At 63.1% G+C, this 21,057-nt stretch carries 20 protein-coding genes and 1 riboswitch; of the genes, 8 read left to right on the top strand and 12 right to left on the bottom strand.

Features of this window, described 5'->3' with window-relative positions; genetic code table 11:
- Positions 1-510: 510 nt before the first annotated feature.
- Positions 511-1,323, bottom strand: coding sequence for a Crp/Fnr family transcriptional regulator (locus tag AC5ZG1_RS09535; protein ID WP_463327642.1), 813 nt, complete (start codon positions 1,321-1,323; stop codon positions 511-513).
- 429 nt (positions 1,324-1,752) lie between these two features.
- Here AC5ZG1_RS09535 and AC5ZG1_RS09530 point away from each other — a divergent pair, with 429 nt between their 5' ends.
- The gene (locus tag AC5ZG1_RS09530; protein WP_496132688.1) at positions 1,753-2,193 is read left to right on the top strand and encodes a VOC family protein; all 441 of its coding nucleotides are present in this window, start codon (positions 1,753-1,755) and stop codon (positions 2,191-2,193) included.
- A 36-nt stretch (positions 2,194-2,229) separates the two neighbouring features.
- Here AC5ZG1_RS09530 and AC5ZG1_RS09525 read toward each other — a convergent pair whose 3' ends face one another.
- The 7 genes from AC5ZG1_RS09525 to alaS all read right to left on the bottom strand — a co-directional run bounded on the left by AC5ZG1_RS09525 (position 2,230) and on the right by alaS (position 11,035).
- Positions 2,230-2,763, bottom strand: a complete 534-nt coding sequence (locus tag AC5ZG1_RS09525; RefSeq protein ID WP_496132687.1) for a class I SAM-dependent methyltransferase — start codon at positions 2,761-2,763, stop codon at positions 2,230-2,232.
- Between the two features lie 229 nt (positions 2,764-2,992).
- Positions 2,993-3,841: an SDR family NAD(P)-dependent oxidoreductase gene (locus AC5ZG1_RS09520; protein WP_496132686.1), complete on the bottom strand. Its 849-nt coding sequence runs from the start codon at positions 3,839-3,841 to the stop codon at positions 2,993-2,995.
- Between the two features lie 183 nt (positions 3,842-4,024).
- On the bottom strand, positions 4,025-5,041 hold the full coding sequence (locus tag AC5ZG1_RS09515; protein ID WP_496132685.1) for an AraC family transcriptional regulator: 1,017 nt from the start codon (positions 5,039-5,041) through the stop codon (positions 4,025-4,027).
- Between the two features lie 8 nt (positions 5,042-5,049).
- Positions 5,050-5,880 carry an oxidoreductase gene (locus tag AC5ZG1_RS09510; protein WP_456646072.1) on the bottom strand — a complete coding sequence of 277 codons (831 nt, stop codon included), beginning with the start codon at positions 5,878-5,880 and terminating at the stop codon, positions 5,050-5,052.
- Positions 5,881-6,147: 267 nt separating this feature from the next.
- On the bottom strand, positions 6,148-6,618 hold the full coding sequence (locus tag AC5ZG1_RS09505; RefSeq protein ID WP_456646073.1) for a DUF2147 domain-containing protein: 471 nt from the start codon (positions 6,616-6,618) through the stop codon (positions 6,148-6,150).
- A 363-nt stretch (positions 6,619-6,981) separates the two neighbouring features.
- Positions 6,982-8,256, bottom strand: a complete 1,275-nt coding sequence (locus AC5ZG1_RS09500; RefSeq protein WP_456646074.1) for a cyclic nucleotide-gated ion channel — start codon at positions 8,254-8,256, stop codon at positions 6,982-6,984.
- Between the two features lie 106 nt (positions 8,257-8,362).
- A complete protein-coding gene (alaS, locus tag AC5ZG1_RS09495) occupies positions 8,363-11,035 on the bottom strand; it encodes an alanine--tRNA ligase (protein ID WP_456646075.1) in 2,673 nt (890 codons plus the stop codon).
- A 203-nt stretch (positions 11,036-11,238) separates the two neighbouring features.
- A riboswitch (glycine riboswitch) is annotated at positions 11,239-11,328 on the top strand.
- A 133-nt stretch (positions 11,329-11,461) separates the two neighbouring features.
- On the opposite strand from alaS, the gene gcvT reads away from it, so the two are divergent.
- Genes gcvT through gcvP form a run of 3 tightly spaced genes read left to right on the top strand, consistent with a single transcriptional unit; the run spans position 11,462 to position 15,868 of the window.
- Positions 11,462-12,607: a glycine cleavage system aminomethyltransferase GcvT gene (gene gcvT / locus AC5ZG1_RS09490; protein WP_456646076.1), complete on the top strand. Its 1,146-nt coding sequence runs from the start codon at positions 11,462-11,464 to the stop codon at positions 12,605-12,607.
- A 12-nt stretch (positions 12,608-12,619) separates the two neighbouring features.
- Complete coding sequence (gene gcvH, locus AC5ZG1_RS09485) at positions 12,620-12,985, top strand: glycine cleavage system protein GcvH (protein WP_028163506.1); 366 nt, start codon at positions 12,620-12,622, stop codon at positions 12,983-12,985.
- A 9-nt stretch (positions 12,986-12,994) separates the two neighbouring features.
- A complete protein-coding gene (gene gcvP, locus AC5ZG1_RS09480; RefSeq protein WP_496132684.1) occupies positions 12,995-15,868 on the top strand; it encodes an aminomethyl-transferring glycine dehydrogenase in 2,874 nt (957 codons plus the stop codon).
- A gap of 154 nt (positions 15,869-16,022) precedes the next feature.
- Here gcvP and AC5ZG1_RS09475 read toward each other — a convergent pair whose 3' ends face one another.
- Together AC5ZG1_RS09475 and recA are read right to left on the bottom strand one after the other, a co-directional pair.
- The gene (locus AC5ZG1_RS09475) at positions 16,023-17,003 is read right to left on the bottom strand and encodes a hypothetical protein (RefSeq protein WP_496132683.1); all 981 of its coding nucleotides are present in this window, start codon (positions 17,001-17,003) and stop codon (positions 16,023-16,025) included.
- Positions 17,004-17,109: 106 nt separating this feature from the next.
- Entirely contained in the window at positions 17,110-18,198 is a 1,089-nt protein-coding gene (gene recA, locus AC5ZG1_RS09470) for a recombinase RecA (protein ID WP_130228480.1), read from the bottom strand.
- 258 nt (positions 18,199-18,456) lie between these two features.
- Between recA and AC5ZG1_RS09465 the strand changes: the two genes are divergently transcribed.
- The 4 genes from AC5ZG1_RS09465 to AC5ZG1_RS09450 all read left to right on the top strand — a co-directional run bounded on the left by AC5ZG1_RS09465 (position 18,457) and on the right by AC5ZG1_RS09450 (position 20,261).
- Positions 18,457-18,636: a hypothetical protein gene (locus AC5ZG1_RS09465; protein ID WP_130228479.1), complete on the top strand. Its 180-nt coding sequence runs from the start codon at positions 18,457-18,459 to the stop codon at positions 18,634-18,636.
- Between the two features lie 129 nt (positions 18,637-18,765).
- Entirely contained in the window at positions 18,766-18,933 is a 168-nt protein-coding gene (locus AC5ZG1_RS09460) for a hypothetical protein (protein ID WP_496132682.1), read from the top strand.
- Between the two features lie 754 nt (positions 18,934-19,687).
- Positions 19,688-19,897 (top strand): hypothetical protein, encoded by a 210-nt coding sequence (locus AC5ZG1_RS09455; protein WP_028163511.1) that lies wholly within the window; start codon positions 19,688-19,690, stop codon positions 19,895-19,897.
- A gap of 130 nt (positions 19,898-20,027) precedes the next feature.
- Positions 20,028-20,261, top strand: coding sequence for a DUF6894 family protein (locus AC5ZG1_RS09450; RefSeq protein ID WP_496132681.1), 234 nt, complete (start codon positions 20,028-20,030; stop codon positions 20,259-20,261).
- Here AC5ZG1_RS09450 and AC5ZG1_RS09445 read toward each other — a convergent pair.
- Both AC5ZG1_RS09445 and AC5ZG1_RS09440 read right to left on the bottom strand, forming a co-directional pair.
- Positions 20,258-20,641 (bottom strand): PilZ domain-containing protein, encoded by a 384-nt coding sequence (locus AC5ZG1_RS09445; protein WP_496132680.1) that lies wholly within the window; start codon positions 20,639-20,641, stop codon positions 20,258-20,260. The two genes, AC5ZG1_RS09450 and AC5ZG1_RS09445, sit on opposite strands and share 4 nt — an antisense overlap.
- A 125-nt stretch (positions 20,642-20,766) precedes the next feature.
- On the bottom strand, positions 20,767-20,997 hold the full coding sequence (locus AC5ZG1_RS09440) for a hypothetical protein (RefSeq protein WP_028163513.1): 231 nt from the start codon (positions 20,995-20,997) through the stop codon (positions 20,767-20,769).
- Positions 20,998-21,057 lie beyond the last annotated feature (60 nt).

Genomic DNA, 21,057 nt, shown 5'->3' with positions numbered 1-21,057 from the left:
CGTCCGCGAGTGCCACGCTCGTCAGTCGTGACACTCCCGTCCACCGCATCTCACCGCAACGTTCGTGACGATCGCGAGCCGCCCCTCTTTCGGGTGAGACGCGCGGAGTTAAATCACTGATTTGCCCGACGACGGAAGCGGAATGTTTTTTCCGTAAGGGCTGGACAGACTTTGGACTGATTTGCCCGTCGGGTCGTCGTGTCGCGGCCAAGCATCGAAATCGTCGTTGTGCGCAAAGCGAAGCAGGCCGTAGTGAAAGCAGGGAGCCGGTTTCGAAGGCTCAGCCGAATACCCTGTATGTCGGATTTCGGAGGTAAAAACGGAAATGGAAGCTCGATCCGAAAGTGCCGCTTTTGACCGATCGGCAGCGACGAGATCATCGAGTAATGTGTCGTTTGTTGCGCTGCATGAGTCCGGTTGTGGCCCCAAACCGGACGTCGTTGCATCGCGAGACCTGCGCTGCGTCGGGATGTCCTGTTACCAAACGTGCGGGACATCAAGAGCCAAGGGTTAAGCTATGTCATCCGTGGCTAAAATCTGCCGCGCGGTCTTTTCTTGTGCGATAATTCCTTCCAGCCGCGATATGTTCTCGAGCAAGCGCTGGCTGGTCAGCACAAGAGAGTAATAGCTGAATTGTGGATTCTGAAAATAAATCTCGAGCAGCTTTTCATAAGTAATAGTCATCACTTGCCCGTCTTCGATGCATTCGACGGTCGCGGTTCTCCGCTGATTGGGCGTAAGGAAACCGAGTTCGCCCATGAGACGTCCCGGCGGAAGCTCGACGCCGATTTCCCTGACCAAAAACGTTCCTGTGACCGTCAGGAACATTTCGGAAGCTGCATCATCCTTCTTGAACAATATGTCTCCCCGGCGATATCTGCGTTCAGTCATGAACGGTTTGAGCCATTCCAATGAGGTATCGCCCTCCGTCGCGATACGTGCCCTTTTGATGAGATTGAGCATTTGACGGAGGCGGATTGCATTGATCGGCAGCAAGAGCAGATAGAGGATGAAAGCCCCGACATTTCCCGAGAGCGCGCCATAGGCAACGAAGAACATGCAGCCGACCATGTTTGCGACGCGCAGCGGCACTATCGTCTGCATCAGCAAGGTAGCGGCAAGAAAGATGGCGCCAACGAGAGCGAACATGTTGGCGAGCGTGATGTTGGCGAGCACGATTTCCAGCAGCCGGTTGAATAGTGCGTCGTAGGTGATGTTGTTCGGATCGAGACCCATCTGAACCAGAATCTTTGCGATCCTGAGATTGTCCGCCGCCGTATCAAGAATGCGGTCTAGTATCGAAGCTGCACTGTTGGACCCCATCGGATCATCCTCCGCGCAAGGCTGTCGGTATTCGTCGGGTATCCCGGATACTGACAATTAAAGTCGGATAGCAACCCTTTGAGTAAGATTAGTAGCGGTCTCGGTGCATCGATCGATTTTACCTCGGGCGTTGGTTTCGGCAATTGCCCGCTCTCTAGTTGGTTTTGCCGTTGTATCTGTCCCTTAAGCTGAAGAGAGGTAACGCCGGTTCCTGTGCGACTTTCGCAAGTGGAGGGCAATAGCGTCGCAAAAATCGGGAACTTCCGAGTCTGGCCCGAAGCAGACTTCGCCGCGGGCCAGCCCGCCTACCGTGCGACGGAGCGAGCTGGTAGCCTTGCAAGAGCCGAACGGCCAGTTGCGCACAGCTCCGCCCGGCCGAGGTAAGCAGGCGCTGCCGAGTGTGCGGCGTTGATGATAGGGAGTGGTGAGATGATACTCAATCCAGATCATGTTACGATCGCAGTGGCGGACGCCGGCTCGGCGATCGCGTTCTTCGCGCTGCTTGGCTTCACAAAGGATCACGTCGCGACGATCGACGGTGGCCTTCCCGCCCGGTACATGGGCATGCCGGGCATGAAAGCGCAGCACATCACCCTCGCGCTCGAAGGAGCGGATCCTCCTTTCGAGATCCAGCTGCTTGAGTTCGACCCGACACCAGGGACCGATCCGGGGGCGCACCCGACGAATCTGCGACAACGGGGCTTCAATCACCTCGCATTCCGCGTCGACGACATTGAGGCGGCCGCCGCGCACCTCGTAGCCCACGGCGTAACCGTGCTGAGCGACGAAATGGACTATATCAGCCGAAAGCTGCGGCTCTTCGAGGGTCCTGAGGGCATCACCGTTGAATTGGTCCAGCGGGGCGGCTGAGGCGCGTCTGGCTAGGGCCTCCTGGGTCCCGCTCGATTATAGACTTCCGCGCTTGCCCGGATCGTCGCCGTTGTAAGGTAGCTGTGTTCCCTCGACGCGCCTGTGCGGGCGCCGCCGGATGCGGTAGACGGAGGCCGGGGGAATATTCAAAGCCGTCCTCGCGACGAGGCTGGCCTTCAGCCCAAGACGATCTAGAATTGGCCGTGGCACCGGACAGCGCGGCCCATACGTGAACTGATAGAAGGTGCCGTCATCGCGCATGTGGCGGAAGGCGCCGCTGAGAATTGCGATCACCTTGCGCGGCGACATCGACAGGAGCGGAAGTCCGCTGACAACCGCGGCGGCGGGGGCCATGAAGGGCTCGTATTGCGAAAGCTGACGCGCATCCATCCACAGCACCCGCGCCCTCGGGAAGCGCTCTTGCAGCAAACGGACGAAGTCCGAGCCGTATTCGACCAGCAACAAGTCGCGTTCCGGAACGCCGCGCCGGATCAGCGCATTGGTGAAGGTGCCCGTCCCTGGTCCCAGCTCGATGACTGACCCGGCGCCGGGAACGATCTCCTGCGTCATCAGACGAGCCAGCGTCTGGCCCGACGGGGCGATCGCAGAGACTTGCCTCGGATTTGCAACGAAGGCGCGGATGAACTCAAAGAAGTCCAAAACGGCAGCGGAACCCAAGGAGACGCTCCTCTCTGGTTGCGAGTAAAATTGTTCGGCACGAGTTTCCGGATTTTCTCGACGAAAGCGGTCGACCTCCAGCCGACCCCGACGCCGGAGCGCCGGGGCCGGCTCCTCGGCGCTACGATGCGATGTTGTGCTGCCTTGCCTCGCCTTGGGCGGCGTTGGAAAGAGCTTCCCACGCTTCCCAGGTGGCGAGGCGGTCGGCGTAGGCGGCACGGGCGCGCGGCAGACCTTCCGTGCCGACGAAGAACCGCAACGGCGGGTCCTCCGCGTCCACGATCTTCAGGATCGCATCCGCCGTTGCTTGCGGATCGCCAAAGCCGAGCTTGGCACCCGCCGCAAACACCTCGGCTCGGGTATTCCCGTAGGCCGCGATGACGGGCGTGATCTTCAGCGAGGACATGCTGGCAAATCCTGTCGCATACGCGCCCGGCTCGAGCATCGTGACCTTCAGCCCGAAGCCCTTGACCTCCTGCGCGAGGCTTTCATGAATGGCTTCGAGCGCGAATTTCGAGGCGTTGTAGAATCCAGTGATGGGCCCGGCGACGATGCCGGCGACGCTCGACACGCCGATGATATGGCCGCTGCCCTGTCGCCGCAGCAGAGGAAGCGCGGCCTGGATGACGCGAAGAGTGCCGAAGACATTCGTGTCGAACTCGGCGCGCACATCGGCCTCGAGCGCCTCTTCGATCGCCCCGACGAGCGCATAGCCCGCGTTGTTAAGGACGACATCGAGCCGCCCGAAATGCGCGAAGGCCTTGGTAACGACGTTCTGGACTGCCACGGCGTCGGTCACGTCCAACGCCAACGGCAGTACGGCGTCGCCATAGCGTTCCGCAAGATCGGCCACGTCCGCCAAGACCCGGGCGGTGGCCGCGACCTTGTCGCCACGCTTGAGGGCGGCCTCGGCCCAGATGCGGCCGAAGCCGCGGGATGCGCCGGTGATGAACCAGACTTTGTCTGACATGCGATCTTCCTTGGTGAGTTGACTTTCAGCAAATGCTGTCGGGTTCTTCGTATCGCTGGAGCAGCCAACCGGCAGTGGCGAACCACGCCAATGGACTTGCAGCAACCGCCAAAGAAGTGGGCCAGGCCGAAATCGAGGAGCTGCATGCAGCGGCCGCCTCAATGTTCATCCGGATTCCGTTGCCTAGTGAAGTTTGTTGCCGTGCAGCTCCCGCCAGCGGCTTGGCGTCGCGCCTTCCCAATATCGGAAGGCTCGATAGAACGAACTCGCATCCTGATAGCCCAGGAGGCACGCGACTTCGTCAATTTCGGCCGACGGGTCGGACAGAAGCTGCCGCCCGAGCTCTTGGCGCGCTTCGACCAGAAGATCGCGGAAGCTTGTGCCCTCTTCGGTGATGCGGCGCTGAAGGGTGCGCTCGCTCAGGCCTAGATCACGCGCGACGTCCGACAGCTCCGGCCGTCCGCTCGCAAGGCTCCGCTTGAGCACGACCTTGACCTGCTCCTTGATGGAGCTGCGCGCCTGCAGTTCTCCGAGTGCGGAGGTCAGCGCCGGCGTGAGCATCTCGAGCAGCGCCTGATTGTATCCGGGAAACGGACGATCGAGATCGGTCGGTTTCAGGATGAGCGCGTTGCGTGCCGCGCCGAAGCGGATGGGGCATTCGAAATATTTCTGGTAGACGTCACCCTTCGGACGAGGGCGGACGAGCTCGACGCGCTTCGGCGTCAAATGCTGTCCGGTGCCACGACGCCCGAGCTCGACCAAGGACGCGAAGGTCACGTCCGTCGAAATCGCGGGCTCCGGCTCGCTTGCGTGAGGCCATTCGACCGTGACGGCGCATTCGTCCTTGCTTTCCGCGACACTCAATTGCTCCGGCGAGCAGAGCCGCTTGAAACGCGCGATGCGAAGCAGCCCGTCGCGGTAATCCTTCGCGTAGAATGCGACGAGGCTCGAGGGGGGATGCACCGCCGTGTCGGTCCGCTGCACCAGCTCGATTCCGAGCCCGGGCTCCGGCTTCAGCTCCTCGAGGGCCTTCCAGAGAGCAAAGAACTGATCCGTGGTGACATGCCCCTGCTCGTTCAGGTGCAAGGTCGCCGGCAGGCGCGCCTGCCGCAGCAGAACGGGCGCCGGCACGCCGATGCGCTCGACCGTCTGCCAGAAGGCCTGTGGCACCTTGCATCTGTCTGCGGCCGCTCCACTCATGGCTGGTCCTAGCGCATCTGGCTCATGATCACGCGATCGAACATGCGGTCGCCGAACCATTCGCGGATCTTGATCATCGGCTGGGCGTATTTGCCCGCAACGTAGCGCGTGCGCGGCTTACTCTCCCTTACGGCCTTGGACACGACATTGGCGATCACGCTCGGATCGGTGCCGCGGCCCTGGCCGTACGCATCGCGGGTCGACTTCGCGACCGCCTGGGTCAGCTTGGCGTAGGGACCTGCACCCGACCGCTTGAGCAGCCCATTGGCGACCACGTCGCCGAACCCCGTCTCGATCAGGCCGGGCTCGACCACCACGACCTTGATGCCGAAGGCGGCGAGCTCGAGCCGGAGGCAATCCGACCAGCCTTCGAGCGCATGCTTGGTGGCGTGATACCAGGCGCCCAACAGAGTATAGATCTTGCCGCCCATCGAGGTGATGTTGATGATGGTGCCGGCGCGCTTCTCCCTCATCTTCGGCAGCAGAAGCTGCGTCAGGCGGGCGGCACCGAACAGATTGACCTCGAACTGATATCGCGCCTCCTCGATGCTGACGTCCTCGACGGGACCATACAGGCCGAAGCCGGCGTTGTTGACGAGCACATCGACACCGTTCACCTCGCTGAGAATGGCGTCGACCGCCGCCTTGATTTCGACCTCCTTTGAGATGTCCATGCGCAACGCCCTGGCTCCGAGCTCGACCAGGTCATCCATCTTGTCGATGTGGCGCGCGGCGACGTACACCTGAAAGCCGTCCTTGATCAGGCGTTTTGCGATTTCCTTGCCCATGCCCGAGGACGCCCCGGTCACAAATGCTGTCTTCTTGCGTCTATCAGTCATCTCAACCTCTCAGTGGTTGGCTAACCCTACGGCCTCCAGGCGCCGCGACACTGACGAAGTCCGCCAAAAGACTTGCACATTGCGCCAACCGACGCCAGCGAAGCCAAACAGAGAGTTAACAGCGGCAGGAATTTTTCTCCGAGGCACTGGATGACAATCCCAACCAGGCCGAGATCCAGAACACGGCGGGACGCCTCTAACGGTCTCGGATGCTGGAGCCGCCGTGCGGCCCCGAACACCGGTTTCTGGCTTGTTGCGTCGAGCGCGTCATCCGCGAACGCGATGGAAGACCCTGGTCTGTCCCATGGCCGAAATGCCCAGAAACCCCCTTAGGTGCATCTTGCCGTCCTTGAGCGCCGCCTTGCAGTTGTAGGTGCGTCCGGAGGAGGCATCGTAGATCGAACCGCCGCTCCACTCGCCGTCGGCCCAGCGGAGACCCGTCACGACGACGACATTTTTAAGCGAGCGCGAACGCAGCGCGGGGTCAGGGTTGTTGGCGTCCTTCTTGAAGGTAACGTTGTCGGCCTCGACGATCTCGTTCCCGTAGAGCATGCGCGCCTGGATTTCCGATCCGGCCTTGTACATGTCGAGCTTGACCGTGCCGTCATCCGCCTCCCAAACTCCGACGATCGCGTCGGCCGGCAGCGGCTCGGCACTCGCCACAGGCGCAAGGAACAGGGCCGAGGTGGCGAGCGCGAGCACAAGCGCTGCGCGCCGTGAAAGTCGAGGTGTGTTCATTCTGAGAGTCCTTGATTTGTTAGGGGCGCGTAGGCAACCTGTTCGACACCATGCTCAGGCTATGGTGTGACCTGACCTCCGGTTACCTCACGAAACTGACCCTAGATGCTTGGGATGGGCTGCGCTGTGGCCGTAGACGCCAAATGAATTGCAGCCCCCGCCATTGGTCGAACCTCTTCGCAACGAACGCACTGGCGGAGCAGCCGATCGACGTGTTCTGATAGCCGCAGCCGTTCCTTATTGGCGCATCCGAGGCGCGAGGATCCGACCAGACGTCTGCTTTGCGCCAAGAAGCTGCCGCTCTGACGAGGTTGCCTCCTGCGTCGATATTGGCTTGTCTGCTCTTGCGCCGCTCTTCAGGATTCAGCGGGCATGATCTTTTGAATGCACAGCCTGATCGTCGTTTCCGCTGCTGCTCCCAGCCAGCTCCGCCTGTGCGATCTCGGCCGCGGCGATATCGCCCTTGCTGACTTCCCCGGTGTCGGCGATCCGCGCCTCTGCCGTTTCCTTCACATGCGCGGCCAGCGCCGGCAGGCGTTCGATCAAAGCGTGGAAATCCTGCGCGTCGAGCGCCAGCAGCCTCGTCTTGCGTGTCGCTGTCACGGTGCCGGAGCGGCTGGTGCGCTTGAGCAATGCGATCTCGCCGAAGAAGGTGCCGTCGGACAGCCGGACCCGCTGGCTCGGCAATTCGATCTCCACCTCGCCTGCGGTGATGAAATACATCGAGGACGCGACGTCGCCGCGGCGGACCAGCACTTCGCCCTGTTCGATGGTCTGGGCGCGCAACAGGCGCATGATATCCGCGATCTCGGCGGCGCCGAGATGGGAGAACAGCGGCACCCGCGCCAGCATGCCCCAGGTGACGACGAAATCGCGCCGGCGCACCTCGTCGGCGAAGGCGGTCGAGATGATCGCGACCGGGAGCGCGATCATGGCAAATCCGAACACGATCGCGAACGTCGTGACGATCTTGCCGAGCGGCGTCACCGGAATCACGTCGCCATAGCCGACGGTGCCGAGCGTCACCATCGCCCACCACATCGCCTGCGGGATGGTGCCGAACTTGTCCGGCTGGACCTTGTGCTCGATGGCGTAGAGCAGCGAAGCGAACAGCAGCACTGCGCCTGCGAGGATCACGAGGCAGCCGACCAGCGTGCGCCGCTCGGCGTGCAGCGCCGCCAGCAGCGAGCGCATCGCCGGCGAATAGCGCACCAGCTTCAAGAACGGCAGCATGCCGAACATCACCACCGCGGTCTTGTCGCCCAGCATCAGCGCGATCGCCGACGGCACGAACGCGATGAGGTCGATGATGCCGAAGCTCGAGAACACATATTCGAGCCGCGCCCGCACGGCCGTCGTCGCGTGCAGGGAGTGACCGGCCACGCTCCAGATCCGCACCGCATATTCCAGCGCGAACACGATGACCGCGGCGACCTCGATGGTCGTGAACAGCGTCCCGAACGAGGCGTCGAACTCCGGCACCGACGCCAGGATCGCCGCCAGCACATCGATGGCGATGATCAGGACCAGCAGCCCGACCAGGCGCGCGCCGGGCGTATAAGGCAGATGATCGTGTTCGAGCAGCTCGTAGAGCCGGTCCCGCAACTCAGGGGCACCGGTCTCGCGCTTGCCCGGCATGGTCAATGAGATCGTGATGCGATTAGACGGAATCGCATCACGATCTCATCTCTTTGCTTGAGCATGATCTCTTCGGAAAACCGGGTCCACTTTTCCGGATCATGCTTTACACGCCGGCCAAAGCTTGCTCGATCGCGGATAGCGCCGCATTGGCCTTCCCACCGTCAGGTCCTCCGGCCTGCGCCATGTCGGGCCGGCCGCCGCCGCCCTTGCCGCCGAGCGCCTCCGATCCCTTGCGCACCAGATCGACCGCGTTGAAACGCGAGGTGAGATCGGCGGTGACGCCGACCACGATGCCGGCCTTGCCGTCCTCGGTGACGCCGACGATCGCGACTACGCCGGAGCCGATCTGTTTCTTGCCGTCGTCGACCAGGCTCTTGAGGTCCTTGGTCTCGACGCCCTCGACCGCGCGCGCCAGCAGCTTGACGTTACCAACCTCGCGCACGCCGGCGTCCCCGCCGTTCGAGGCGGCGCCGCCGCCCATCGCAAGCTTCTTGCGCGCATCCGACAGGTCGCGCTCGAGCTTCTTGCGCTCTTCCATCAATGAGGCGATGCGCGCCGGCACGTCCTCGACCGAAGTGCGCAGCTCCTGCGCCGCGGTCTTCGCCAGCGCGATGGTGTCGTTGGCATGCTTGCGGGCGTAGCTACCCGTCAGCGCCTCGATGCGGCGGACGCCAGAGGCGACCGCGCTCTCGCTGGTCACCGAGATCAGGCCGATGTCGCCGGTGCGCCGCACATGGGTGCCGCCGCACAATTCCACCGACCAGCCAAACGCGTTCTGGCCCTGCTCGCGCGGGCCCTTGCCCATCGAGACCACCCGGACCTCGTCGCCATACTTCTCGCCGAACAGAGCGCGGGCGCCGGCTTCGCGGGCGTCATCGACCGCCATGACGCGGGTGGTGACCTCGTCGTTCTCGAGCACCACGTCATTGGCGATGTCCTCGACCCGGGCGAGTTCCTCCGCCGTGATCGGCTTCGGGTGCACGAAGTCGAAGCGCAGCCGGTCCGGCGCCACCAGCGAACCGCGCTGGGCGATGTGGTCGCCGAGCACCTGCCGCAACGCCTCATGCAGGAGGTGCGTCGCGGAGTGGTTGCGCCGGATCGCCGAACGCCTGCCGTGATCGACGTCGAGTTGCAGCGCGGTGCCGGCCTTCAGCGTGCCCTGCTCCACCTGGCCGATGTGGACGAAGAGATCGCCGGCCTTCTTCTGGGTGTCGGTGACGCGGAAGGTGACGCCCTCGCCGGTGAGCAGGCCGGTGTCGCCGACCTGGCCGCCGGACTCCGCATAGAACGGCGTCTGATTCAGGACCACCGCGCCGCTCTCGCCGGCCTTCAGGCCGTCGACCTCGGCGCCGTCCTTCACCAGTGCCGCGACCACGCCCTCGGCACGCTCGGTCTCGTAGCCCAAGAATTCGGTCGCGCCGAGCTTCTCGCGCAGCGGGAACCAGATGCTCTCGGTCGCAGCCTCGCCGCTTCCGGCCCAGGCCGCACGCGCCTTCTCGCGCTGGCGCTCCATCGCGTCGGTGAAGGAGGCCTGATCGACGCTGATGCCGCGCGACTTCAGTGCGTCCTGGGTCAGGTCGAGCGGGAAACCATAGGTGTCGTAGAGCGTGAACGCAGTGTCGCCATCGAACATGTCGCCCTTTTTCAGGCCGGCGCTCTTCTCATCGAGAATGGCAAGACCGCGCTCCAAGGTCTTGCGGAAGCGGGTCTCTTCCAGCCGCAGTGTCTCTTCAATCAGTTTCTCAGCGCGCACCAGTTCCGGATACGCCTGGCCCATCTCGCGGACCAGCGCCCAGACGAGGCGATGCATCAACGGCTCGCGCGCGCCGAGGAGCTGCGCATGGCGCATCGCGCGGCGCATAATGCGGCGCAGCACGTAACCGCGGCCTTCGTTGGAGGGCAGCACGCCGTCGGAGATCAGGAACGAGGACGCGCGCAGGTGATCGGCGATCACGCGCAGCGAGGCTTTCTGCTCGCCTTTGGGATCGGCGCCAGTGAGATCGGCGATGGCGCGGATCAGCGAGACGAACAGGTCGATGTCATAATTGTCGTGGACGCCCTGCAGCACGGCGGCGACGCGCTCCAGCCCCGCGCCGGTGTCGATCGAGGGCTTCGGCAGCGGATTGCGCACGCCGCCCGCGAGCTGCTCGAACTGCATGAACACGAGATTCCAGATCTCGATGAAGCGGTCGCCGTCCTGCTCCGCCGAGCCGGGCGGCCCCCCCCAGACCTTGTCGCCATGGTCGTAGAAGATTTCCGAGCACGGGCCGCACGGGCCGGTATCGCCCATCTGCCAGAAATTGTCGGAGCCGGCGATGCGGATGATGCGCGATTCCGGCAGGCCGGCGATCTTCTTCCAGAGATTGAAGGCCTCGTCATCGTCGATATAGACGGTCGCCGTCAGCTTGTCCTTCGGGAGCCCGAATTCCTTGGTGACCAGGTTCCAGGCCAGCTCGATCGCGCGATCCTTGAAGTAATCGCCGAACGAGAAGTTGCCGAGCATCTCGAAGAAGGTGTGATGGCGCGCGGTGTAGCCGACATTGTCGAGGTCATTGTGCTTGCCCCCGGCGCGCACGCATTTCTGCGAGGTGGTCGCGCGCTGATAGGGGCGCTTCTCGACGCCGGTGAAGACGTTCTTGAACTGCACCATGCCGGCATTGGTGAACATCAACGTCGGGTCGTTGCGCGGAACCAGCGGCGACGACGGCACGATCTCGTGGCCGTTCTTCGCGAAGAAATTCAGAAAGGTCGACCTGATGTCGTTGACGCTGCTCATAGCCATCCAACCGGAAAAGGGGCCCGGAATCCGCCACAAAAGGGTTAATCTTCCGGCCGAACGCTTTTAGACAAGGCGCACGGCGGTGTCCAGAAACTGTGCAAGCACATCATAGGCTTGCCGCGATCGCGTAAACCGGCCGTTGATAGTTGCCGCAGCCGCGTTGACAGCCTTGGCCGCGCCGTGTTTCCCTCTTATCTAGTATCAGTCACGTCGGGAGAGACCGGCCTTGAGCCGGCGCCGAAGGAGCAACCGCCCCGGAAACTCTCAGGCAAAAGGACCGCGTGACCACTGACATCTGGAAAGAGGCGCGTGAGGCTTCAAGCCGGGCGCGCCCGCCGACGGGATAATACTCTCAGGCAAAGCGACAGATGGGGCTTTTGGGTTTCCAGGGGATGGTCCCCAGGGAACCGCGAGGGCCCTACAATGCTTGCGCGAGACGAATCCGACCTCAAACGCACTCCGCTTTATGCGCTGCACCTCGCCCGCGGAGGCAAGATGGTGCCGTTCGCGGGCTACGAGATGCCCGTGCAGTTTCCCGCCGGGGTGCTGAAGGAGCACCTTCATACGCGCGCCGCCGCCGGGCTGTTCGACGTCTCCCATATGGGCCAGCTCGCGCTGCGGCCGAAATCCGGCAAGGTTTCCGACGCAGCTTTGGCGCTGGAGCGGCTGGTGCCGCAGGACATCCTCGGCGTCGCGCCGGGACGGCAGCGCTATGCCCAGTTCACCAACGCCGACGGCGGCATCCTCGACGACCTCATGGTCGCGAATTTCGGTGATCACCTGTTCCTGGTGGTGAATGCGGCCTGCAAGGCCGAGGACGAGACGCATCTCCGGCGACATTTGTCCGATGCCTGCGATATCGATTCGCTGTCGGGCCGCGCGCTGATTGCGCTGCAGGGGCCCAGGGCCGAATCGGCGCTGGCGAAAATTTGTGCAGACGCGCCGTCGATGAAGTTCATGGACGCCGGCCCGCGCCGCGTCGCTGAGTTCGACTGCTTCGTCTCCCGCTCCGGTTACACCGGCGAGGACGGGTTTGAAATCTCCGTTCCCGCGGAGCATGCCGAAGCGCTGGTGACCCAACTCCTGGATAATCCGGATGTGTTGCCGATCGGGCTCGGCGCGCGCGACAGCCTCCGGCTCGAGGCCGGGCTCTGCCTCTACGGCCACGACATCGACACCACGACCACGCCGGTCGAAGCCGCGCTGGAATGGTCGGTCCAGAAGAGCCGCCGCAAGGGCGGCGCCCGCGCCGGCGGCTTTCCGGGCGCGGACAAGATCCTCGACCAGTTCGAGCATGGCGCCCCGCGCCGCCGCGTCGGCTTGAAGGCGCAGGGACGCGCGCCGGTGCGCGAGGGTGCGCCGCTGTTTGCCGATGCTGATACGGGCGCGGCGATCGGCAAGGTGACGTCGGGCGGCTTTGGCCCCAGCCTCAATGCACCGGTCGCGATGGGCTACCTGCCCACCCCGCTCTCCGCCATCGGCACCAATGTTTTTGCGGAGGTGCGCGGCCAGCGCCTGCCGCTTGCGGTCGCCGCCACGCCTTTCGTTCCCAACACCTATAAACGCTAGAGGACACTTTTCATGACGACGCTCTACACGTCCGACCACGAATGGCTCAGCATCGAGGGCGATGTCGCCACGATCGGGATCACCGATTACGCGCAGCAGCAGCTCGGCGACGTCGTGTTCGTCGAGCTGCCGAAGGTCGGGCGCGCGCTAAAGAAGGCGGAAGCCGCCGCCGTCGTCGAATCCGTGAAAGCGGCCTCCGACGTGTACGCGCCGATCTCGGGCGAAGTGCTCGAGGTCAATGATGCGCTCGCCGCCGAGCCGGCGCTGGTCAATTCGGATGCCGCAGGCAAGGCCTGGTTCTTCAAGCTGAAGATCGCCGACAAGGGCGAACTCGGCGGCCTGATGGACGAAGCCGCCTACAAAGCCCACACCGCCTGAGAGGTTGCCATGAACGCGCCGTTCAAACCGACCAGTGAAGCCGCGGCCACCTTCGTGCGCCGCCACATCGGCCCCTCGCCGCGCGACGTCGATGCGATGCTGCAGACCGTCGGCGCCACCAGCCTCGCCGCGCTGATGGGCGAGACGCTGCCCTCATCAATCCGGCAGAAGGCCCCGCTCGATCTCGGCCGTGCGCTGAGCGAGACCGAGGCGCTGGCCCACATGACCGAGCTGGCCGCGCAGAACCAGGTGTTCACCTCGCTGATCGGCCAAGGCTATTCCGGCACGATCCTGCCGGCGGTGATCCAGCGCAACATCCTGGAAAATCCGGCCTGGTACACGGCCTACACGCCCTATCAGCCCGAGATCAGCCAGGGCCGGCTGGAAGCGCTGTTCAACTTCCAGACCATGATCTGCGACCTCACCGGGCTCGACGTTGCCAACGCCTCGCTGCTCGACGAGGCAACCGCTGCGGCCGAAGCGATGGCCCTTGCCGAGCGACACTCGCAGGTGAAGGCGCAGGCATTCTTCGTCGACCACGAAGTCCATCCGCAGACGCTTGCGGTGCTGCGCACCCGCGCCGAGCCGCTGGGCTGGAGCCTGATCGTCGGCGATCCCCTCACCGATCTCGACAAGGCCGACGTGCTCGGCGCCCTCCTGCAGTATCCCGGCACATCAGGCGCGGTGCGCGACCTGCGGCCCGTGATCGCAGCGCTGCGTGCCAAGGGCGCGCTCGCGATCGTCGCCGCCGATCTTTTGGCGCTGACGCTGCTGGCGTCGCCGGGCGAACTCGGCGCCGACATCGCGATCGGCTCGGCGCAGCGCTTCGGCGTGCCGATGGGCTATGGCGGCCCGCATGCCGCCTACATGGCGGTGCGCGATGCGTTGAAGCGCTCGCTGCCCGGCCGCATCGTCGGTCTGTCAGTGGATTCGCGCGGGATGCCTGCCTACCGGCTGGCGCTGCAGACCCGCGAGCAGCATATCCGCCGCGAGAAGGCGACCTCCAACATCTGCACCGCACAGGTGCTGCTCGCCGTGATCGCCTCAATGTACGCGGTCTATCACGGCCCCGAGGGCCTCACTCATATCGCGCGCAATGTGCATCGCCGCGCGTCCGTGCTGGCGGCGGGATTGCGCAAGCTCGGCTTTGCGCCGACGCGCGAGGCGTTCTTCGACACGCTGACCGTCGAGGTCGGCGCGAAGCAGAGCGAGATCGTCGCTCGTGCGCGCACGGAGAAGATCAATCTGCGGATCGGCGACAGTACGCTCGGCATCGCCGTTGACGAGACCACGACGCCCGAAATCATCGAGGCGGTGTGGCGCGCATTCGGCGGTACGCTTGCCTATGCCGGCATCGAGACGGGCGCGCGCGAGGCGCTGCCAACGGAATTGAAGCGCACCACCGCGTTCCTGACCCATCCCGTGTTCCACGCGCATCGCTCCGAGACCGAGCTGCTCCGCTACATGCGCAAGCTGAGCGATCGCGACCTCGCGCTCGATCGCGCGATGATCCCGCTCGGCTCCTGCACGATGAAGCTGAACGCGACCACGGAGATGGTGCCGCTGACCTGGCCGGCGTTCGGCAGCCTGCATCCGTTCGCGCCGGCAGATCAGGCCAAGGGCTATCACGCGCTGTTTGCGCGATTGGAAAAATGGCTGTGCGACATCACCGGCTATGCCGCGGTGTCGCTGCAGCCGAATTCCGGGGCGCAAGGCGAATATGCCGGCCTGCTCGCGATCCGCGGCTATCATGCCGCGCGCGGCGAGGCGCATCGTAAGATTTGCCTGATCCCCTCCTCCGCCCACGGCACCAATCCGGCATCCGCCGCGATGGCCGGCATGGACGTCGTGGTGGTCGCGTGCGATGCGCGCGGCGACGTCGATGTCAACGATCTCCGCGCCAAGGCGCAGAAGCATTCGGCGAATCTTGCGGCTGTGATGATCACCTATCCGTCGACGCATGGCGTGTTCGAGGAGCACATCAGCGAGATCTGCGATATCGTGCATGCCCATGGCGGACAGGTCTATCTCGACGGCGCCAATTTGAACGCGCAGGTCGGACTGTCGCGGCCCGGCGATTACGGTGCCGACGTGAGCCATCTCAACCTGCACAAGACGTTCTGCATCCCGCATGGCGGCGGCGGCCCCGGCATGGGCCCGATCGGCGTGCGGGCGCATCTGGCCCCTTATCTGCCCGGCCATCCCGCAACGGACGGCGGCACGCCGCAACCGGTCGGGCCGGTGTCGGCCGCGCCGTTCGGCTCAGCGTCGATCCTGACCATCTCCTACATCTACATCCTGATGATGGGCGGCGAAGGCCTGACGCGCGCCACCGAGATCGCGATCCTCAATGCCAACTACATCGCCGCGCGCCTGCAGGCGCATTTCCCGGTGCTGTACCGCAACGCCAAGGGCCGCGTCGCGCATGAATGCATCGTCGATCCGCGGCCGCTGAAGACCTCGGCGGGCGTCACCGTCGACGACATTGCAAAACGCCTGATCGATTACGGCTTCCACGCGCCGACCATGAGCTTCCCGGTGCCGGGCACGCTGATGATCGAGCCGACGGAATCGGAATCCAAGGCCGAGATCGATCGTTTTTGTGATGCCATGATCGCGATCCGCCAGGAGATCGCCGAGATCGAGAGCGGCCGCTTCAAGGTCGAAGCCTCACCGCTCCGGAACGCGCCGCACACCGTGCACGATATCGCCGACGACGAATGGAATCGCGCCTATAGCCGCACTGAGGGTTGCTTCCCCGACGGCGTCTCCCGGTCAGACAAATATTGGAGCCCGGTCGGCCGCGTCGACAATGTCTACGGCGACCGCAACCTGGTGTGCTCCTGCCCGCCGGTGGGCGATTACGCGCAAGCTGCGGAATGAGGTGACGCCGTCATTCCGGGGCGCGCAATGGCGCGGCCCCGGAACCTCGAAATTGCAGAATTGTAGGATGGGTAGAGCGCAGCGAAACCCATCGCGCCCGTGCGCTTGGCGGCAATGATGGGTTTCGCTGCGCTCTACCCATCCTACGGCCGTGTCACGGCGCGACGAGCCTCGGATTCCAGCGCCAGAGGCTATCGTTGGTCAAATGTGTGCCGCCCCACCAGCGGTCGATCGGGTTGTGGCGGCTGAAATCTTCCTTGTGGGCGACGACGGCCTTGCCAAACGTGGTGAGCGACAGTCGGCTTCGCAGGAGCGCCGTATGCCGGTCCCGCAAGTTATCCCGTCTGATCGTCCGCAGCTCTTCGTCGAGTCCCTCGACCGCAGGGGTCGGGCCGAGCCCAAGCCCGTCAAGCAGGTAACCCCGCTCCCACTCGTTGAAGACGCGCGTTTGGCGAAGCTTCCTGAGGTGGAAAAGCGGGTTGATGTTCGCATAGCCCCTTGAGATCAGCTCCAGCATCCGCATTTCCGTAGCACCCAGCCCGGTGGAAGCCGAGGGAAGCTCTTCGAGCAGATCAATCAGAGTTCGCCTGAGCATCGGCAGCGCACTCAAATCCTTGCCCAGGAGGTGAAAGCAAGGTTCTGGCGTCGGCGCCCTATACGCCTGCCAGCTCATGCTTCCCGTTTCAAGCATTGCCCCGGTGACGTCGACTTTGCGAACGTGCTGCGCGGCGGGCCCCTCGTGGTCCATCATGATCAAATCGAAGTCGACAATGCGCAACGTCAACTTGGCCGCCGTCTCAGGGTACAAACGAAAGAGATCGAGCAGCCAGATCAATTGCAACTGATCGTTCGGCTGCGGATCAAACCATAGTTCGATGGTCTCATAGGGCCCGCAAAATTCGACGAGGGGGAGGTTCTTGCGAGCTCCGCTGTCGTTTCCAAACTGGCCGACGAAGTCCGACCAGTGAGATCCCGGTCGATGTTGCTCAGGGCACCCGGCGACATAGGTTGCGAGTTCGCCCGGAGACGGCAACGATCCCCATACAAAGCGAGTGGTGAAAGGAACGACAACTTCAGCGAGGTCCATACGCACGAGACCGTAGCCGGACGAACTTGTCAGGATCAGCCGTTTCATTGGTCCCTCGGCCCCTACTGAGAAACGAAACGGGCGCCGAAGACGTCGGCAACTCAACGTCCTCAGCGCCCGCTTCCCGCGAAGAAATCGGATATTTCGAAAAAACTTACTCTTCCGCCGGCTCCTCGCCGTCGGCGTCACGCTCGGGAGTGCCCGCGAGGATCTGTTCGGCAATCAGGCCGGAGTTCTGCCGGATCGCAAGCTCGATCTTGCTGGTGATATCGGGATTGGAGCGGAGGAACGCCTTGGAGTTTTCGCGGCCCTGACCGAGCCGCTGGCTGTCATAGGAGAACCAGGCGCCGGACTTCTCGACGATGCCAGCCTTGACGCCGAGGTCGAGGATTTCGCCCATCTTGGAGACGCCCTCGCCATACATGATGTCGAACTCGACCTGCTTGAACGGCGGCGCCAGCTTGTTCTTCACCACCTTCACGCGCGTGGTGTTTCCAACCACCTCGTCGCGCTCCTTGATCGCGCCGATGCGGCGGATGTCGAGGCGAACGGAAGCGTAGAACTTCAGCGCGTTGCCGCCGGTGGTCGTTTCCGGCGAGCCGTACATCACGCCGATCTTCATGCGGATCTGGTTGATGAAGATCACCATGGTGTTGGACTTGTTGATGGAGGCGGTGAGCTTGCGCAGCGCCTGGCTCATCAGGCGCGCCTGCAGGCCGGGCAGCGCATCGCCCATCTCGCCTTCGAGCTCGGCCTTCGGCACCAGCGCCGCCACCGAATCGACCACCAGCACGTCGACCGCGCCCGAACGCACCAGCGTGTCGCAAATCTCCAGTGCCTGCTCGCCGGTATCGGGCTGCGAGATCAGGAGCTCGTCGATATTGACGCCGAGCTTGCGCGCATAGACCGGGTCGAGCGCGTGTTCCGCGTCGATGAAGGCACAGATGCCGCCCTTCTTCTGCGCTTCCGCCACCGTGTGCAGCGCCAGCGTGGTCTTGCCCGACGACTCCGGCCCGTAGATCTCGACGATACGTCCCTTCGGCAGGCCGCCGACGCCAAGCGCGATGTCGAGCCCAAGCGACCCCGATGATACCGTCTCGATATCCATCGAGCGGTCGCTCTTGCCGAGCTTCATCACCGAGCCCTTGCCGAACTGGCGCTCGATCTGGGACAGCGCAGCAGACAGAGCCTTGGATTTATCCATAGAGGATCCTTCGACAATACGCAGCGTAGTGGCGGACATTGGATGTGCTCCTTATGACGGGGATTCGCTAGCGGGACAAACGGGGCGCGATAAGAAATCGATGGTTTATTGCGTTGGAAATTCTGTACCACCTTTGTTCCATGTTCGCAATATGTTCTTTTTACCCCCAGCCACTTCGAACCAAACCTGCACCGTCCGAGTTGCCCGTCCATCATCGGCAGCGGATCCGCCCCGTAGGCGTCGGTGGCTGAGAGACCAATCGCGCTCCCGCCTGCATAAATCTGAGGGAGCCCGAAGATGATCGACTGGCGTACTCATATTTGCCGCCCGTCCCGCACACAGGACGATGTCATCGCTACACGGTCGCGCGAGATCGTCGCCCAGTCCTTCGAACTTCTCGAACAAAGTGCAAAGCCTGACACGTTCCTGGGACGTCAAACCTTTGAGCCGTTTCCGAGAGAGGGCGACAATCCGTAGTTCTCCGACCGAGAACGAAGTTCCTTTCGAGCTTAACGCAAGTTAGTGGGCATCCGGGTTTCTTCCTTGCGAGGGAGCATCTCTTCCGTTCCGGAATTGTCTTTCAGACAGAGCAGAACGGGAAATGCCATGAGGAACACGCTGCAAGACCCGCGCTACTGGCGAGAGCGAGCGGAGGAAACCCGTAGCAAAGCAGAGTCGTTTGCGTACCGTAGCTCGCGCGAAAGGCTGCTTAAGATCGCCGAAGAATATGAGCGGCTGGCTGTCTACGCCGAGCAATGGCAGTTGCAACAATAAGGCCGCGCCATCCCGTCGAGATGGTTGGGAAGAACTAGCAGTCGTGAACTCGACTGCGATCGATCAGGCGCTCGCGCAAAGCTCGTCCTGTGCCTTGCGAAGGTTCCTCGAACACGCGCTCCAGATCGACGCTTGCGCGCAATGGCTTGCTCGCTGCCATCCGATCGCCGCCGACGGCAAGCAGTGGAGCGACAGCCCGCGCAGACCTGCAGTCCCATCGCCCAGCTACGATTGCTCCGCCCCGATGACAGCGATCGTCCGCGACTGAAACCCAATGTGGGCGAGCACCGGGTGTCCATGTACCGATCGAGCCCACGCGGGCGCCGTAGTTCTCCGGACAAGAACAAAGTTCCATCAAAATGTTCGCGATTTGGTGCATCTGCCCGAGAACGCACGAGTTTTCGAACGGGCCTGCTTGACGGTATCCCTCCACACCTGACGGATCGCCGCGACTGCCGCGTTTCCGAAATAGTTCCGTCACGCACCGCAGGAAGCATTTTGATCGAACGCGTCGGCAATGGCGCGTCCCAGCGGATCTGCTAAATCCTGGGAAAAATATGCAGCCCGCTGGAACGGTGGGATTCGATCGATGTTAACTTGCGTTAAACTCGGGGACGGCGATTGATAGGTTTGGGAATACCGGGACCCGCGATCGGATCGCGCAAGGCTGCGGCAACTGCCCTTCGGCAGACTGCAAGGTGGCGCAACCTTCGTTCGGCCTGGAATACCGCCGGGTGTGCGCGGAGCCTAAGAGATGATCCATAAGGGCGTCGAATATACCGTCACACTGGCCACCCCCGGTGTGTGGAAGTGGCAGTTTCAGATCGGCGATACAATCAAGACCGGCAAGACCGAGGCAAAGCTCCAGTTGCTCGCGATCAGACGGGTTCAGTTACGCATCGATCGCGAACTGAAGAAGGTCAGTCGCGAAGCGAGCAGCACCGCAGACTCATCATTGCGCTGACAGCACTACATTGCGCTAAGAGCACTACCGTAAATAACCGGGATTGATCTTTCCCCCGTCAGGACCTCCACTGAGCTTTTGCTCCCAGTGGGTTGCCGGTCGGCGGCCTTTGATGCGCCGGTGCCATCTTATGCCGCTCTATTTCTTTCGCATCCGAACCGCCGACGGCACCGGCATCTGCAATGACGGTGCGGAGTTCGCCGATCGTGACGCTGCGTGGAAGGAGATGACGCGTGTCTGCGCCGACATAATCGGCGGCGTGTCGCGTCATCTTCAGGAAAATGCGGAGTGGCAGATAGAACTGCTGGACGAGGCCAGGAGCCCGGTCTTCCGGATCCGGCTGGTCGCGAAAACGCTGGACTAGCTGGAGCGCTTTCGAGCACCTGCGCAGGAAACGCGCCAAGACAAAATCCAGATCAACACCGTCTGCGGCTTTGGGTCCGGCTCGTTTGGCTCTTGGCCCTGCCGCAGTTCCTTCGCACTGACGAAGCGGGCGCCGACCAGTTCGCCCCGGCGCCAGATCAGCGCGCACACCCGCATCACCTCACCGCCGGCAGTGAACGAGAGCCCGAACACTTTTGGCACCGCCATCGCGCCGACCTCCAGGCACACGCCACTGTCGGACACGTCGTGCACGCGGCATTCGATCCACGGCGCATCGGGTGCCGGGATCAGGAATCCCGACTTTTGTATTTCCACCCGGACATGCTTGCGCTCACCGAGATCATTGCGCTGTCTCGTCATTGCGTAATCCCCTCGCGAGCGGAGAATTACGGCGGAAAGCTTGAATCCCGCTTGTGCAAAACCGCTCACAATTTAGGGGAAACCAGGCAGGATCAGCCTACCGCCGAGACATCAAATCAAGGCTCTCAATCGGCGCTGGCGAGACGACGCATCGTGAATTCGATCCGGTCGCCGGGCAATTCGCGCCAGCTTTCCACCGCGCTCATATAGGCGGCCTTCGGATACCGGTTGAGGAAGTCGCGCGCCTTCAACCGCGCCTCGTCGCGTGGCAGGGTAAAGGTCTCGCGCAGGAAGCCGTCGCCCCGCTTTCGCCGGGCGGCCATTCGGCTCGCGAGATCACGCGGACGCAAGGCCATGTCGCAATTCCAAACCAGGTGACGACAGGCCAAATATAGGGCGAGCGGAGACCGAATCCG

The organism is Bradyrhizobium sp. Leo78 (assembly GCF_059512425.1).
The sequence above is the reverse complement of the archived record's forward strand: the minus strand, read 5'-3'. Positions and strand labels throughout refer to the sequence as shown.